At 64.7% G+C, this 14,729-nt stretch carries 9 protein-coding genes; all 9 read right to left on the bottom strand.

The features are described from left to right. Nucleotides 1–171: 171 nt before the first annotated feature. Entirely contained in the window at nucleotides 172–2,688 is a 2,517-nt protein-coding gene (gene uvrA / locus RR51_RS12410; protein WP_039613680.1) for an excinuclease ABC subunit UvrA, read from the bottom strand. Between the two features lie 155 nt (nucleotides 2,689–2,843). Beyond that, entirely contained in the window at nucleotides 2,844–3,941 is a 1,098-nt protein-coding gene (gene tssA, locus RR51_RS12405; protein ID WP_003260519.1) for a type VI secretion system protein TssA, read from the bottom strand. Nucleotides 3,942–4,036: 95 nt separating this feature from the next. Next, nucleotides 4,037–4,555, bottom strand: coding sequence for an Hcp family type VI secretion system effector (locus tag RR51_RS12400; protein WP_039613679.1), 519 nt, complete (start codon nucleotides 4,553–4,555; stop codon nucleotides 4,037–4,039). A gap of 143 nt (nucleotides 4,556–4,698) precedes the next feature. Further along, the gene (gene tssM / locus RR51_RS12395) at nucleotides 4,699–7,194 is read right to left on the bottom strand and encodes a type VI secretion system membrane subunit TssM (protein ID WP_039613678.1); all 2,496 of its coding nucleotides are present in this window, start codon (nucleotides 7,192–7,194) and stop codon (nucleotides 4,699–4,701) included. Continuing rightward, a complete protein-coding gene (gene tagF, locus RR51_RS12390) occupies nucleotides 7,191–8,099 on the bottom strand; it encodes a type VI secretion system-associated protein TagF (protein WP_039613677.1) in 909 nt (302 codons plus the stop codon). Before tagF ends, tssM begins: the two co-directional genes overlap by 4 nt. Next, nucleotides 8,096–11,899, bottom strand: coding sequence for a type VI secretion protein IcmF/TssM N-terminal domain-containing protein (locus tag RR51_RS12385; RefSeq protein WP_039613676.1), 3,804 nt, complete (start codon nucleotides 11,897–11,899; stop codon nucleotides 8,096–8,098). The genes tagF and RR51_RS12385 overlap by 4 nt, the downstream gene beginning before the upstream one ends. Nucleotides 11,900–11,929: 30 nt before the next feature. Then, on the bottom strand, nucleotides 11,930–12,646 hold the full coding sequence (gene icmH, locus RR51_RS12380) for a type IVB secretion system protein IcmH/DotU (RefSeq protein WP_039613675.1): 717 nt from the start codon (nucleotides 12,644–12,646) through the stop codon (nucleotides 11,930–11,932). Next, nucleotides 12,643–13,986, bottom strand: coding sequence for a type VI secretion system baseplate subunit TssK (gene tssK / locus RR51_RS12375; protein WP_039613674.1), 1,344 nt, complete (start codon nucleotides 13,984–13,986; stop codon nucleotides 12,643–12,645). Before tssK ends, icmH begins: the two co-directional genes overlap by 4 nt. Next, on the bottom strand, nucleotides 13,983–14,705 hold the full coding sequence (tssJ, locus tag RR51_RS12370; RefSeq protein ID WP_039613673.1) for a type VI secretion system lipoprotein TssJ: 723 nt from the start codon (nucleotides 14,703–14,705) through the stop codon (nucleotides 13,983–13,985). The genes tssK and tssJ overlap by 4 nt, the downstream gene beginning before the upstream one ends. Between the last annotated feature and the right edge of the window lie 24 nt (nucleotides 14,706–14,729).

The following is a 14,729-nucleotide window of genomic DNA, read 5'->3' as shown; positions in this document are numbered from 1 at the left end:
CGATTAGAACCTACGGGCTAGAGCGGCGCAATCATGGCAAGACGGCATCTCTGCATGTGCTTCGCTGGCCTCTTCGCGGGTAAACCCGCACCCACAGGGTCACCACAGATCTTGCAAGCTGTGTAAGTACCTGTAGGGGCGGGTTTACCCGCGAAGAGGCCGGTGCAGGCGCTACAAGGCCTTGGCCAGAAACGCCGCAGTGCGGCTTTCAGCACACCCGGCCACCACCTGTGGCGTGCCGCTGACCACCACCTGGCCCCCGGTATCCCCGGCCCCAGGGCCGATGTCGATCACCCAGTCGCTCTGCGCGACCACTCGCATGTCATGCTCGACAACCACCACGCTGTGCCCGCCATCGACCAGGCGGTTGAGCTGCACCAGCAGCCGGTCGATGTCTTGCGGATGCAAACCGTTGGTAGGTTCGTCCAGTACATACAGCGTCGCCCCGCGGGCCATGCGCTGCAGCTCGGTGGCCAGCTTGATGCGCTGCGCCTCGCCGCCGGACAGTTCGGTGGCCGGCTGCCCCAGGCGCAAATAGCCCAGGCCGATGTCCTGCAGCACCTGCAGGCAGCGGCGCGCCGCTGGCTGCTCGGCGAACACTTGCAGGGCCTGGTCGACGGTCAATTGCAGCACCTGCGCGATGTTCATGCCTTGCCAGCTCACCGCCAGGGTTTCCGGGTTGTAGCGAGCGCCATGGCAGGTCGGGCAGGGCGCGTAGACGCTGGGCATGAACAGCAACTCGACACTGACGAAGCCTTCGCCCTCGCAGTTCTCGCAGCGCCCCTTGGCAACGTTGAAGGAGAAACGCCCGGCATCGAAGCCTTGTGCCTTGGCCTGTTCGGTGGCAGCGAACAGCTTGCGTACATGGTCGAACAGGCCGGTGTAGGTGGCCAGGTTGGAACGAGGCGTGCGGCCGATCGGTTTCTGGTCGACCTGCACCAGGCGCTTGATGCTGCCAAGGCCGGCGCTGACAAACCCGCCGCTGGCCTGTTCGGGTTCATCTTCCAGGCTCTGCTCCTCAGGCTCGCTGCGCAGGTCGGCCTGGCCCAGGTGCGCACCCACCAGCTCCAGCAGAGCCTGGCTGACCAGGCTCGACTTGCCCGAGCCGGAAATACCGGTGACGGCGGTAAAGCAACCCAGCGGGAATGCGGCACTGAGGTCGTGCAGATTGTTGCGGCTGATGCCTTCGAGCCTCAGCCAGTCGCGGGCCTGGCGTGGTGTGCGCGTGGCCTGGGCCGATGTACTGAACAGGTAGGCCCGGGTGCATGACTGCTCGACCCGGGCCAGGCCGGCGGGCGGCCCGCTGTAGAGAATGGTGCCGCCATGCTCGCCAGCGGCAGGCCCTACATCCACCAGCCAGTCGGCGCGACGCATGGTATCCAGGTCGTGCTCCACCACATACACCGAATTGCCAGCCTGCTTCAGGCGCTGCAGCGCTTGGAACAGGGCTTCGCTGTCGGCCGGGTGCAAGCCGGCCGACGGCTCGTCCAGCACGTAGATCACCCCGAACAATTGCGAGTTCAGCTGGGTGGCCAGGCGCAGGCGTTGCAGCTCCCCAGAGGAAAGGGTAGGGGTGCTGCGCTCCAGGGCCAGGTAGCCCAGGCCCAGGTCGAGCAGGGGGCCGATGCGTTCGAGCAGTTCGTTGGCGATGCGTTGCGCGGCGAGGCGTTTTTCCAGGGTCAGGTTGCCGTCGTGCTGCTCCAGATAGCCTGGCGCAGCAACCTGACGGAACACCTCGGCCAGCGCCTGCAACGACAACCGCGACAGCTCGCCTATGTCGCAGCCGGCGAAGGTTACGTCCAGCGCCTCACGCTTGAGGCGCTTGCCCTGGCACTGCGGGCATGGGCTGGGGCGCATGTACTGCGACACACGCTTGCGCATCTGCGCGCTCTGCGAGTGCATGAAGGTGTGCAGCACGTAGCGCCGGGCACCGCTGAAGGTGCCCTGGTAACTCGGCTCGAGCTTGCGCTTGAGCGCAGCGCGGGTCTGCGCCGGGGTCAGGCCGGCATACACCGGCACCGTGGGTGTTTCTTCGGTGTAGAGAATCCAGTCGCGTTGCTGCTGGGGCAGGTCGCGCCAAGGGGTATCGACGTCATAGCCCAGGGTCACCAGAATGTCCCGCAGGTTCTGCCCCTGCCAGGCCATCGGCCAGGCCGCTACGGCCCGTTCGCGGATGGTCAGCGACGGGTCGGGGACCATGGTCGCTTCACTCACTTCATAGACCCGCCCCAGCCCATGGCACTCCGGGCAGGCACCTTGCGGGGTGTTGGGCGAGAAGTCCTCGGCATGCAACATCGGTTGCCCGGCCGGGTAGCTGCCGGCGCGGGAGTAGAGCATGCGGATCGAACTGGACAGTGTAGTCACGCTGCCCACCGAGGAACGTGCACTCGGCGTGCCGCGTTGCTGCTGCAGGGCCACGGCCGGCGGCAGGCCTTCGATGGCGTCGACGTCCGGCACGCCGACCTGATCGATCAGGCGCCGGGCATAGGGCGCCACCGATTCGAAGTAGCGGCGCTGGGCTTCGGCGTAGAGGGTGGAGAAGGCCAGCGAGGACTTGCCCGAGCCGGACACCCCCGTGAATACCACCAGCGCGTCGCGAGGGATATCCACATCGATGTTCTTCAGGTTGTGCTCGCGGGCGCCACGAACGCGAATGAAGCCGGTGGGGGCGCGTGAACGTGGCGGCATCTGAGCGGTCCTTGGCGGTTGAGAGCACTCACGTTAGCAGTATTTGTGGTGGCTGTACCGGCCTCTTCGCAGGTAAGCCCGCTCCCAAAGGGACCGCGTACAGCCTGGGTGGGAGCGGGTTTACCCGCGAAGAGGCCGGTGTAGCCGATACAGCATCAGGATCTTGGCTCGCGGGTGCCCAGCACGTCGCGAATGTTGTCCACCACGTTGCTGTCCTTGATCACATCGCTCAGCCAGCCTTCCAGCGGCATGTTGCCCCACTTGATGGCGCGTTCGATCAGGTAAGGCACCGGGCTTTGCGGTTCGCTCTGCTTGAAGAACTGGGCGATACCCGCAAGCATGGTGAAGGCTTCGTCGCGGGTCAGTGGCGTCGTGCGCATCGGCGCAGGCGTGGTGGCCTGGACGGGTGTGTTCATCGGTTCACCTGCTTCGCTGGTGGGGGCAACAGTGGCTTCGGGTTCTGCCGCTGCCACAGTGGCGGGGTGCAGTTCGACACCGCGGTCCTTGAGCAGTTTTTCAGCCAGCTGGCTGGCGCGCGACAGCATGTCGGCAAGGCTGGCAAAGCTGGGCGCCTCATGGCCGAACAGGCGGTCGGCACTGGCTTGCAGGGCTTTGCAGGCCTCCAGGCTGGCGGCGATCTGCAGGGCCTTGGTGCGCAGGTGTTCGGTGTCGCTGAGCGCCACCGAGCGCTGGAAGATTTCGGCGTTGATCTTGCCTTCGTTCAGCGCGGTCTGCATTGCCTTGGGGTTCTGCAAGGCAAGGTTTTCTACGTAGCGTGATTCGTCATAGCGCAACACGCCAAAATTCTGCCCTTGGGTAATGGGCAAGCCACCGGCAATGTCGGTGAGCGTGGTCTTCAGCCAGGACAGCCGCGCAGCGCGTTCGTCCAGGCCATCTTCGAGTGTTGGGTACAGCGTGTCCCAGAATGCTTCCAGTACCTGTTCGGTCAGCCGAAGGCCAAAGGTGATGCCTTCGAAATGTTCACGCTGGGCCAACCCTTCGCTGAGCCAGGCTACCAGCATCAGGTCCTTGCTTTGCTGCGCCAGCCCTTGGGCTGACAGGTTGACCACCTGCTCCCAGTCGGCGGTCTTCAGGTCAGTTTGCCAGTCGCCCTGGGTCAGGTAGTCAGGGTCTGCCCGGCGCGCCTCCTTGATCTGGTCGAACAAGGCAGAGAAGCTCAAGTCTTCGCCACTGCCACCCTCGATGGGTGCGGTCAGCGTTGCCAGCGAAAGGTCATTGAGGATTTCAGGCATAAAACACTCTGGTCATGGCAGATGAACAGCGTGCCAGGTCACCTGGCACGCTGTGGGATGTGGGCCGCCGTAGCGGCCCCCGGGTACGCAGGTTATCAGGCAAACACTTTGTTCGCGGTGCGGTCCCAGCCGCCGACGATGTTGCCGCCAGCCTGGCCGTCGGTGCGGTTCTGCTGGGTGTAGGTGGTCTTGATGCGGGCGAAGTTGAAGCTGATTTCTTCGACCGGCAGGTCGCTCACAGCCTTGTCTTCACCGTTCTGGTTGCCACCGGCGATGAAGCGCACCGAGGACACCACGACTTCTTCCATGTCGATGGTCAGATAGGTGACCTTGTCACCACCGGCACGGTTCACGTTCAGCTTCAGCTTGGCGATGTGCTTGCCGGTGCAGCAGTGTTCGAACAGCTTGGCCGAAGCCTTGTCCACTGCCTTGCGGATCTTGAAGTCGCTCAGCGCAACACGCTCGGAAGATGCACCGCCCGAGGAGCTGGCAGTAGCCGAGGTGGCCTGGGTGGCGCCGTACTCGTAGCCCAGCACTTCGATCCAGTCCTTGTGCTTGTCATCCAGTACTTCGCCCGGGATACCGTCGATTTGGATATACGCGTCAAATGCCATTGTGAAACTCTCCATTAACAACATTTAAAGGGTTGCTCATGCGCCCCTTGGTTTTGACCTCGCCGAACCTGTCGGCAGAGGTAGCTTTCCGCTACCCGGGCCTCCTCCTGTGAGGCCCGGGTAGCCGGTTCTTGCAGCGGGCTTCAGTTGAGCCCGCGTACTTCGATTTCCACCCGGCGGTTGGGCTCCAGGCACTTGATCAGTTGCGCTCGCGGTTGCTGCAGGTCGCAGTTGACCAGCGGCTTGCGGCTGCCTTCGCCCTGGGCGACCACCAGTTCGGCAGGTACGCCCTTGCCGACCAGGTAGGTGCGAATGGTCTGCGCCCGCTGTTTGGAAACCTGCAGGTTGCCTTGGCTGTCGCCGAGCTGGTCGGCGTGGCCGGAAATGATGATCTTGCCGATGTTGGGCGTGTTCAGCAGTTTGCTGGCGATCGCGCTCAGCTGGCTCTGGCCTTCGCTCTTCAGGCTCTGGAAGTCTGCGCGGCCGAAGGCGAACAGGGTGTCGGACTCCAGCGTGATGGTCTCGATCGAACGCAGCGACTGGGCGCGCAGGCTGTCGATGTAATTGCGCGAACTGGACATCAGGAAGGCGTTGTCGAGGATACGCGGCACATCCGGCTCACGAATCTGGTCGCTGTAGAAGGTGATCTGGCGGCTGGCGTACAGGTAGTCCTGGTTGCCGCCGGCCTCGCTGGCGGCCGCGGCCATGCTCTTGCCGGTATGGCGAGCGATGGCCGGGTACCAGTAGTCGGGCAGGTGCGCCTTGAGAAACGCCGGGTCGGCGTTTTCGCGTCGGGCCGGCGAGAGCATCACGTAGGTATCCAGCGTCGCCTTGCCGAAGTCGGCGATCGACTGCGCGCGGTTGTCATGTGGCAGCGCCTCGGCCTCGACGCTGTCCACGCCGCTCACCGGCTGCAGTTCGCGGGTGTTGCGCTGGTACACCTTGATCGTGGTCAGCAGGTACAGGGTGCGGGTCAGGTTGTCTGCCGTGGGCTTGAGCATCACGTTCTGCAGCGTGGCGAAGTAACGGCTGCGCAGCAGCGGCTCGACCTCGTGGCCCTGGTACAGGCCCAGGCGCATGCCCAGCGGCACGCCCTGTTCGCGGTGCTGCTGATAGTAGTGCTCGGCCCAGAAGCGCAAGCGGTCAAGGCTATGCCAGGCGGCGTACTGGCCGCGGGCAGCCTGGTCGTCGGCCTTGGCCTGGGCCAGTTCGCCGGCGATGCTGGCCAGGGTGGCGCGGTTGTTCAGGTACGACCAGCCCCACAGGCTGCACAGCACCAGGGCTGCCAGGCCGGTGGCGGCAACCCAACCCGCCTTGCGCCGGCGCTCCCGCGTGTTGCTGGTGTACAGCGCCACCAGGTGCTGGTCGGGGATGATCACCTTGCGGAACAGGCTGTTGATGAACAGCGGCGCCGGCTGGCTGACGGCAGTGGCGGTGCCTTCGGCATGTTCGAGGGCGAAGCGTTCGGCCACATGCTGGCCGTGGCTGCCCCACAGGGCTTCGTCGGCCTGCAGTGCGGCAGTGAAATAGAAACCGCGCAGCATTTCGGCGTTCTGGTACGGGTTGGCGCGCAGCAGGCTGTCGACGAATTGTTGCAGGCGCGGCTTGAGTGCGGCCAGCTCCAGCGGGAAGCGATAGGCCGCATTGTTCTGCCGGGTTACCTGAATATCTTGCTGCACCAGTTGCTGGTTCGCCACTTGCTGCCAGTAACCGGTCAGCTCGTCCATCGCCTTGCCGAAACGCTGGCCCCAGTCGGCCTGTTCGTAACCCTTGTGCGAGAAGGTCTTGCCCATCACCTCGCCACGCGCGGCGTCGTCCAGCTGGCGATAGAACGGGGTGAAGCCGGGAATCAGGTCGCACTTGGTGAACACCAGGTAGATCGGCAGGCGCACTTCCAGCAGCGCGCAGCTTTCCTGGATCCGTTCACGCAGGCGCTTGGCCACGCGGTCCTGGTCCTCGGCCGAGCCATGCAGGATGTCGGCGATGCTGACGCTGACGATCAAGCCGTTGAGAGGGCGGCGTTGGCGATGCTGGCGCAACAGCTGCAGGAAGCCGCGCCACTTGCCGGCTTCTTCGGGGCTGTTCATGTAGCGCCCGGCGGTATCCAGCAGCACGGCTTCGGAGCTGAAGAACCAGTCGCAGTTGCGCGTGCCGCCAAGCCCCGCAACCCGTGCGCCTTCGCGTTCGGCATAGGGGAAGTTCAGGCCCGACTGCAGGATCATCGTGCTCTTGCCGGCGGCCGGCTGGCCGATCACCAGGTACCAGGGCAGAGCGTACAGCGCGTCCTTGGCCGAGGTGCCGCGAGGCGTGTTGCTGCGCAGGCGCTCGATGCTCTGCAGCAGGCGTTCGCGCAGCAGGCTTACTTCCTCGCGATCGGCGGGGGTGGCATTGAGTACCGCCTGGTCGGCATCGTCGCGCAGCAACCCTTCGAGGTTGTGGTGCTGGCCGGCGCCGCGGTACAGCAGCAGTACATAGCCCGCCGACAGCAGCAGAAACACGCCGATACCGGCCAGCAGGCTATGCAGCGAGGCAAAGCCCAGGGCGCAGCCGATGGCCCAGACCAGGAAGATCGCCAGGAAGAATGCTACCCCCAGCAGGTAGGGTTGGTAGCGCAGGCAGTAGTACTTGATCTTGTTCATACAGGCGTCGCATCCAGCGCATCGACGAACTGGTCGATGACATGTTCAAGAGATCGGTCGTAATCGTGCAGCCGTGGCGCTACCGTCAGCGGGTCGAGCGGCTCCAGATGCTGACCTGCTTCGGCGCAACCACTGAGCAGGCGGTAGGCACAGTTGGCGTGGCGCGACGGCAGGCAGTACAGCCGTGGTTTCATGAAGTCGTCGGCCAGCAGGCTCACCGCCGGCACGCCGGGCTGCCGGCTCATGCGGGTCAGCCAGGTCAGCCAGAGGTCGGCGGTAGGGTTTTTCAGCCCGCGTTCGGCCGGCAAGGGCAGCTCGATGCCGCCGGCGAAATCGTTGTGCAGCACGGCTCGGCTTGCCTGCAGTAGCGCAAGCGCCTTGTCACTTTTGAAGTCCGGCCAGGAGCGCAGCAGGGCGCGGGCGACATCGGCCAAGCTGAAATCCTTGAGGAACTTGGCGTGCACCTGGCGGAACAGGTCGAGGTCCTGGGCCTGCAGCGGCCGCAGGGCCTTGATGCGTTCGAACAGGCTGGCGCAGTCAGCACCCTGCACCGCCTGGTGCAGCATCGGCTTGATCTGCGCGCTGAACAGTTCGCCGAGGGTGAACGGGTTCACCAGCATCGTGGCTCCCTCGCCCTTGAGCAACTGGAAGATGAAGAACGGGTAGCGTCGCTGGCTGGCATCCCGCGAGCTGAGCAGGCCACCCAGCAGCCAGTTGCCGTTGCTCGCGCGGTAATTGAAGAAGCACATCGGCAGTGCGTCGAACAATGCCTGCCAGTCTTCGCGGTGGCGCATGGCCGCCAGCGCAGACTGCAGCCAGGCGTCGAACTCGCAGACTTCTTCCGCCGCGCCATGCAGGCTGACGAAGTCTGCGCTCGACGGCAGCTTGCCGAAGCAACCGATCATTGGGCGCCCCTGTCGTTGAGGGCGCTCAGCGCCTTGACATCACCCAGGTCGGTCAGTTTCACCCCACCGAAGTTGCGCACTACAAGGCTCACGCGGCCGCTGGCGGTGTTCCAGCTGAAGCGTTGCTGAATGCCGTCCAGGTCCTCGACCCGGGCGCTTTCGTTCATGCGCAGCAGGCCCCAGCGCCCGGGGAAGTCGAACACGGTGACCCGCGCGCCACTGAGGGTGACCACATCCAGTCGGGCCCCCGGAGCGTTGCTGGTGCCCGGCCAGGCGAAGCGGTTCCAGCTACTGCGGCCGTTGCGGTAGTGCTGTTCCTGGCCATCGAGGGTGAACACGATGTCGGTGAAGTTGGCAGAAGGTTCCAGCATGATTTCGAAGCCGTTGTCACGGTCCGACAGGCTGGCGATCACTTGGCCCACGGAGCTGGCCTTGTCGATGCTGTTGAGCATGCCTGGGTTGACCAGCGCCGGTGCCTTGCCGTCGCCAACACCCAGGCCTTCACCCCCGGCCAGGTTGCCGATTTCGTTGCGCTTGAAGGCCGGCAGCAGGCCGCTGTCGGGGTCGACGAAGCGCTGCAGGTCCTTTACCGACGCCTCGTTGCGGCTGCTGCCGGCAATCGGGTAGCGGTGCGCCATGACCTGTTCCCAAGGCTTGGCGATCTGCTGCGCCCAGGCCTTGGCGATCTGCTGGCCGGCCGGGTCGCGCAGGGTCGCCCAGGCATACTGGATAGGCAGGCTGAACAGCCCCTGCAGCGAGCGCGACAGGCCGTCCTGGCTGGTGTCGACGCTGCTCTCCACGTAGTTGCGCACGGTGGTGATCTCGCTCGGCTGGCCTTCCAGGGTCTCGCTGATCAGCTGCTTGCTGCTCTTGCCCACATCCTGCGAACGCTGGATGTTGTTCATGCGTACCTTGAGCTTGCGCAAGGCGGCCAAGTAGCGGTCCATGATGGTGCTGTCGGCGCCTTCGGCGTTGTTTACGGCAAATACCCGCGCCACCGGTTCGAAGCGCTTGGCCAGGCTGCCATCGTCCACCGCCGGCAGGGCCGGGGCGACGTTGGCGGGCAGGGCGTCCTTGGTGTCGAGCAGGCCGGAGACCTTGCTCCAGAAGCCGTCATCGCGGGTACTACCGGGGGCCGGGATGGCGTGCTTGACCGGCAGGTCCCACTGGGTGTTGTCATTGACCGCCGCCAGCAGGTTCTTCACCGGCGAGTTCTGCACATCGCTGAGCAGCCCCAGCTGCTGGGTGGCCGAGGCCAGGTCGGCGAAGTGGCGTACCCCCACGCTGCTGACCATCTTGTACCAGGCCTGGGTGTAGTCGCGTTTGTAGCGGGTCATGAACTCGCGCACGAAGTTGGCCTTTTGCACGATGGCATCGCCACCTTCACCGTCCAGCACCCAGTCCGACTCGTTGCGCAGGTTGCCCGACACCAGCTTGATCAGTTCCGGCTTGACGAAGGTGTCCCAGCCCTGGCGGGTATAGATTGCCGATACGCCAGCAGAGCCATACAGCAACGCGCGGCCCGGTTGCGGCACCAGGTCGTTCAGGCTCAGTGCCGGGAACTGGCGGCTCGACTCGAGTTGCAGGCGCAGGTACTCGCGATCGACCAGCGAGCTGGAGATCATGAACGACTTGAGATTCTGCCGGGTTTCGTTGATCAGCTGTTCGTTACGCGGCAACGACGGCGCCTGGCCTTGTTCCAGCAACTGTACGTAAAGCGGGGCATTTTCTGCGATCACGGCTGCGTCGGCCGGAGTGCCTTCGGTGGCGGCGCTGGCCCAGGCCTGGGGCAGGTTGGCAGCGACGAAGGCCGGGTCCGGATGGCCTTGGGGCTCGGTCAGCAACAGGTACAGCTTGAGGGTGTTGTAGGCATCGATGATCGAGGCCACCTGCTGTTCGTCGAGGCGCCCGAGCATTTCTTCGGACAGTGACAGGCCACCGGTGGTGGCAGACAGCTCGGCGGCATCGCTGGCGGTGGCCAGGTTGACCTTGGCGGCATAGGCACCGGCGCGGCTGTTGCCCAGCGCAGCCTGGGCCTTGGCTGCAATGGCCGGGGCCAGCGGCTTGCCGTTGCGTTTTTTCGGTGTCGGGGCCGGGGTGAATTCCAGCTCCTGGTTGATACCGTTGGCAAAGGTGTTGAAGGCCCGCATCTGTACTTGCAGGCTGCGTGCGATCGGCTCCAGCGCCTGGCTGCGCAGTTGCGCCAGGTAGGCGGTGCGAGTCACCTGGTGGATGGCTTCGCCATGGTACAGGCCACCCCCCAACTGCAGTGGTACACCCTGCAGGCGATGGGTTTCGACGCGGGCCATCTGTTCGCGCAGCACTTCCAGGCCCTTGCCTGCGGCCAACTGCTGCTCGCGGTCTTCTGCCTGCTCGATCTGCGCCAGCTGCCCGCGCAGGCTGTCCAGCCATTGGCGGTTATTGGTGAACGACAGTGCCTGCCAACCGATGAACAGCAACCCGGTCGCGGCGGCCAGGCCCAGCAGCAGCGGGCTGAACGCAGCCTGGCGGCCCAGGCGCGACTGGTACAGGGTCAGGTCGCGATCGGGGAAGATCACCTGGCGGAAGGTGTCGGTGATGAAGTAGCTGCGGTTGCCCGCGGCCTTGCCGACGCTCTCGGCGTGCTCATCGTAGGCGGCTTGCAGGGCGAATTCGTCGGCGATGACGTCTTCATATACCTGCCCCAGCTGCTGCCCGGTCTGCAGGGCGCTGGTGAAGTACAGGCCGCGCAGCAGCAGCGGGGCACCGCCGCGATGGCCGCGGGTGAAGTGCTCCAGGAACTGCTCGAGGACACCGCTGAGTGCGGCGAAGTATTGCGGGAAGTTCAGCAGGGTGCTGTCGGCTTCGGCACCGAGGGCGATCACCTGCGCGTCGACATGCTGGCGAATGTGGTTCTGCAGGTTGCCCAGGCGCGTCTGCAGCACGGCGTGCAGGCCGTTGTTGCGGATTTCCGACAGGCCGAAGGTCATGCCCAGCGGTTGCTGGCGTTCATGCAGGTCGAGGCCGTCGAACGCCTGGCTGAAGCCCGGCAACTGGTCGGTCTTGCTCAGCATCAGGTAGACCGGCGGGTTGGCGTCAAGGCACTCGGCGTACTCTTCCACCCGCGCCACCAGCTGGGCCGCCAGGGCATTGCGTTCGTCGCTGTTGGCCGCCAGCAGCTCGGGCAGGCTGACCACCATGACCAGGCCATTGATCGCCGCCTTGCCGCGCTGCTTGCGCAGCATGCGCAGGAAGGCCGAGAACTCGCTGGCCGACTGGTCATCACGCAAATAGCGGCCGGCGGTGTCGATCATTACCGCGTCGGGGCTGAAGTACCAGTCGCAGTGCTGGGTGCCGCTTTCGCTGTCGTTGGCCGTGGCAATGCTGGCCGACAGGCCGGAATGGGTCAGCAGCGAGGTCTTGCCGGCTGCCGACATGCCAACCACCAGGTACCAGGGCAAGTCGGACAGTGCCGCCTTGCCACCGCCTCCAGCGGAGCGGTCGGTGCGCAACATGGCAATGGCATGCTTGAGGCGTTCGCGCAGCACCTGCTGGTCACGGAACTCGCCAGTGGCATTCCACGAGCGATCAACCTCGATCTGCAGCAGGTTCTCCAGGTTGTGCTCGGCGCGAATGCGCTGGTATTGGCGCAGCACGATCACCAGCAGGAAGCAGGCGCTGATGATTGCCAGTGCTTCGGGCAGGTGCTGTTGCAGCCATGGCAGCAACGGGGCGACCAACCAGCAGGTCAACAGGCTCGCCAGCCACAGCAGCAGCAGGAGAAACCAGAAATTCTTCAAAAGGCGCAGTAATGTTTTCATGTCTTCCTGACTCGGCTACCTGACGTTTGCTCAGGCACTGAACAGCTGGCGGATTTGTTCGGAAAGGGCGGCGACGTCCTTGTCCAGCAACCAGTCCAGCGTCAGGTACACGGCGACGCAGACCAGCGCGATCAGCGCCAGGTAAACCCACAGCGGCACCTCGTGGCGCAGCATCTGCGACACCTGGTCGGGCAGTGCCCAGTCCGGTGACAGTGCTTTGGGCGCCTTGCGGTAGCGGGCTATATCCTGGCCCAGGGTATTGGCCAGGTAGCGCAGCTGGTCTTTCTGGCCGAGGCTGAACTTGCCCTCAAAGCCCAAGGCCAGGCACAGGTGGTAGACCTCGAGTACATCGATGTTCTGCTTGGCGTCGGCACGCAGCGCATCGACCTTCTCGAAGAAGCCTTCACCCGCCAGGTGCACGCCGAAGTAGCGGAACTGCAGCGGCTGCAGCTCGAAGTGCTGGCGCAGCTGGTTGTCGCTCGCGCGCAGCACGCTCTCGTCGAGGAAGGCACACAGCGCGTACTGGGTGTCCTTGACCTGTTCGGCGCTGTAGTTGGCGGCGCGGGCGTCGCGTTCCAGGTTGGCGAAGAACCGTTCCACGCTGGCTTCGAAGGCCGGCACCGAGGTGACCTGACGACCACGCCGCACGATCAGGGCCATGCTGATGAAGTCCTGGACCAGGTCCTTGAGCGTTGGTTTGTCGTTGGCGGCCGCGACGGCGCCCTGTTGCAATACGGCTTCGGTCATTTGAGCACCGCCATCAGTTCAAGCTTGAGGTTGGTAAAGGCGCTGGGCGCGTAGAAGCAGATGGTCTGGGCATTCATCATTCGCTCGTAGACATGGCCATGCGGCTCGATGGCGAAGTACTGGTTGTCCAGGCGCACCGGAATTGCGTTGGGCAGCCGTGCGGCATGGTTGAGCGTGACGCCGGGCATCGCGCTGTTGACCACCACCTCGATGTCTTCCGGCGAGCCGACCTTGAACGCCCGCGGTACCAGCTCCAGCAGGCTGGCGCCCGGCATGTCGGCGTGTACCGAGATATAGAAGTCGGCCTCGGTCAGGCGCGGGTCGCGCAGTTGGCCCTGCCAGTACGACGGTTTGCTCTGGGTGAGGTTGATGACGATGCACTGGTTGGGCACGACGTTGTCGAGCATCACCCGGATCATCTCGTCGAGCTTGACCAGCGACGCAGCCGGGTCGTGATGGTCGTACTCGGGGATGTCGCTGAGCTGGGTGTCCAGGGTGAAGGTCAGCAGGCCGCCCGCCAGGTCGGCAAGGAACAGGTACAGGCGTTCCGGGTGCAGGCGGGGGTGGGCCAGCAGATGGGCCAGCTGCGGGTGGGCGCGGTTGACGGTGTTCAGCAGCCAGAACAGGGTTACGTCGCTGGAGCCGAACTCGGCGATCTGGTCGGCGCGTTCGCGGCGTCGGCCGGACAGGGCCTTGCTCTTGGCCTGCAGGGCGCCGAGCAGGCGCTTGCCGATGCCGGCCAGGGTCTCGTGGCTGCCCAGATGCAGGGTCGGGTGGACGAAATGCGGGTCGAGATTGAAACCGCCCATGCTGTTGCGGGTCAGCCTGGCCAGCGGGCAGTGGCTGTAGCCGTCCAGGCTGTCACCGTCCACCAGCAGCACCACGTTCAGGCGCAGGCTGGTGATTTCGTTTTCCAGCTCGCCTTCATTGAGGTCGGGCAGGGTATCGAACTGCTTGCGGAAACGCCGCGCGGCCTTGTGTTCCTGGCCGTCCTCGACATAGTTCAGGCCGAATGGCTCGGGCAGTTTCAAGGCAGCATGGACCTTGAGGTCGTTGGCCTTGAGCAGGTCCTTGAGGTCGCGGGCAGCCGGCAGCGGGTCATGCTGCGGCGCGTCGTACAGGCTGCCATCGGGGAACACCAGCTTCAGGCGCTTGAGCTGCAGCGAACCGTTGGCCAGGGCGTCCTCATCCACCTGCAGTACCTGCACACCCCAATGGAATGGGGTGGTGCGCAGGGTCGCCTCGGCCAGCTGGTGCTGGTGGAACTCATCCTGGTACTGGAAGTGCTGGGGCAGCAGGAACATGCCTTCCGACCACATCACCCGGCTCTGCTTGCTCATTTGACGCTATCCACTAAAGAGTTGAAGGTTGAATCCATGGTGTTCTGTGCCGATTTGCCGGCGGCATCGCCGGCCTTGTCGAGCACGGCGTCCTGCACCTTGTCGGTGAGCGTCGGTGCGTTGTCCCGGGCCTTCTGCGCGGCTGCCAGCTGGTCGGCGGTCGGCGGTTTGTTCAGTACGTCGACGCCACGCATGGCGCTGATTTCGGTGTTGTCCACCAGCACCCGCAGGCCGTCGGAAGAGAACCAGATACCGTCCTTGCGCAGCGAGTTGGCGTCGAAGGCGACCTTCCAGCGCGCGTCCTGTTCGTTGCGGAAGAACGCTGCCACGCCGACGTAGCGAGCGCTCTTGGCCAGTGGCCACTGGTCGATCTGGCCGATGCCCGGCAGCAGGGTGATCTCGCGGGCTTCCACCAGGGTGTTGCCCAAGGCCTTTTCCGGGGTGTCCCACAGGGTCTCGGCATCGGTCGCGGCGAAGCGTTCGAGGTCGGTCAGCTGGTACACGCGCATCACCACCGACAGCGGCTTGCCCTCGGCATCGGGGTTGAGCTGGTTGCCGCCGTCGGAGGTCAGGATGACCTTTTCGCTGTCGGCCAGCATGTCGGCCGCCCAGCTGTCTTCCATGCGCTTGCCGATACGGTCGGTGACCCCGCAGCCGGCCAGCGCCACCAGCAAGGCAGCTGTGGTCAGGCGTTTGAGGGCGGTGTGCTTGTGTTGCATGACGGCAAAACCTCCGTGTACTGG

The sequence above is a fragment of the Pseudomonas sp. C5pp genome, assembly GCF_000814065.1.
Lineage (GTDB): Bacteria > Pseudomonadota > Gammaproteobacteria > Pseudomonadales > Pseudomonadaceae > Aquipseudomonas > Aquipseudomonas asiatica.
This window is presented reverse-complemented; position numbering and strand designations above follow the sequence as displayed.

Bases quoted from the DNA above. Each gene is read 5' to 3' on its own strand.
- uvrA (WP_039613680.1), bottom strand. From the start codon at position 2,688: ATGCCGCCACGTTCACGCGCCCCCACCGGCTTCATTCGCGTTCGTGGC.
- tssA (WP_003260519.1), bottom strand. From the start codon at position 3,941: ATGCCTGAAATCCTCAATGACCTTTCGCTGGCAACGCTGACCGCACCC.
- RR51_RS12400 (WP_039613679.1), bottom strand. From the start codon at position 4,555: ATGGCATTTGACGCGTATATCCAAATCGACGGTATCCCGGGCGAAGTA.
- tssM (WP_039613678.1), bottom strand. From the start codon at position 7,194: ATGAACAAGATCAAGTACTACTGCCTGCGCTACCAACCCTACCTGCTG.
- tagF (WP_039613677.1), bottom strand. From the start codon at position 8,099: ATGATCGGTTGCTTCGGCAAGCTGCCGTCGAGCGCAGACTTCGTCAGC.
- RR51_RS12385 (WP_039613676.1), bottom strand. From the start codon at position 11,899: ATGAAAACATTACTGCGCCTTTTGAAGAATTTCTGGTTTCTCCTGCTG.
- icmH (WP_039613675.1), bottom strand. From the start codon at position 12,646: ATGACCGAAGCCGTATTGCAACAGGGCGCCGTCGCGGCCGCCAACGAC.
- tssK (WP_039613674.1), bottom strand. From the start codon at position 13,986: ATGAGCAAGCAGAGCCGGGTGATGTGGTCGGAAGGCATGTTCCTGCTG.
- tssJ (WP_039613673.1), bottom strand. From the start codon at position 14,705: ATGCAACACAAGCACACCGCCCTCAAACGCCTGACCACAGCTGCCTTG.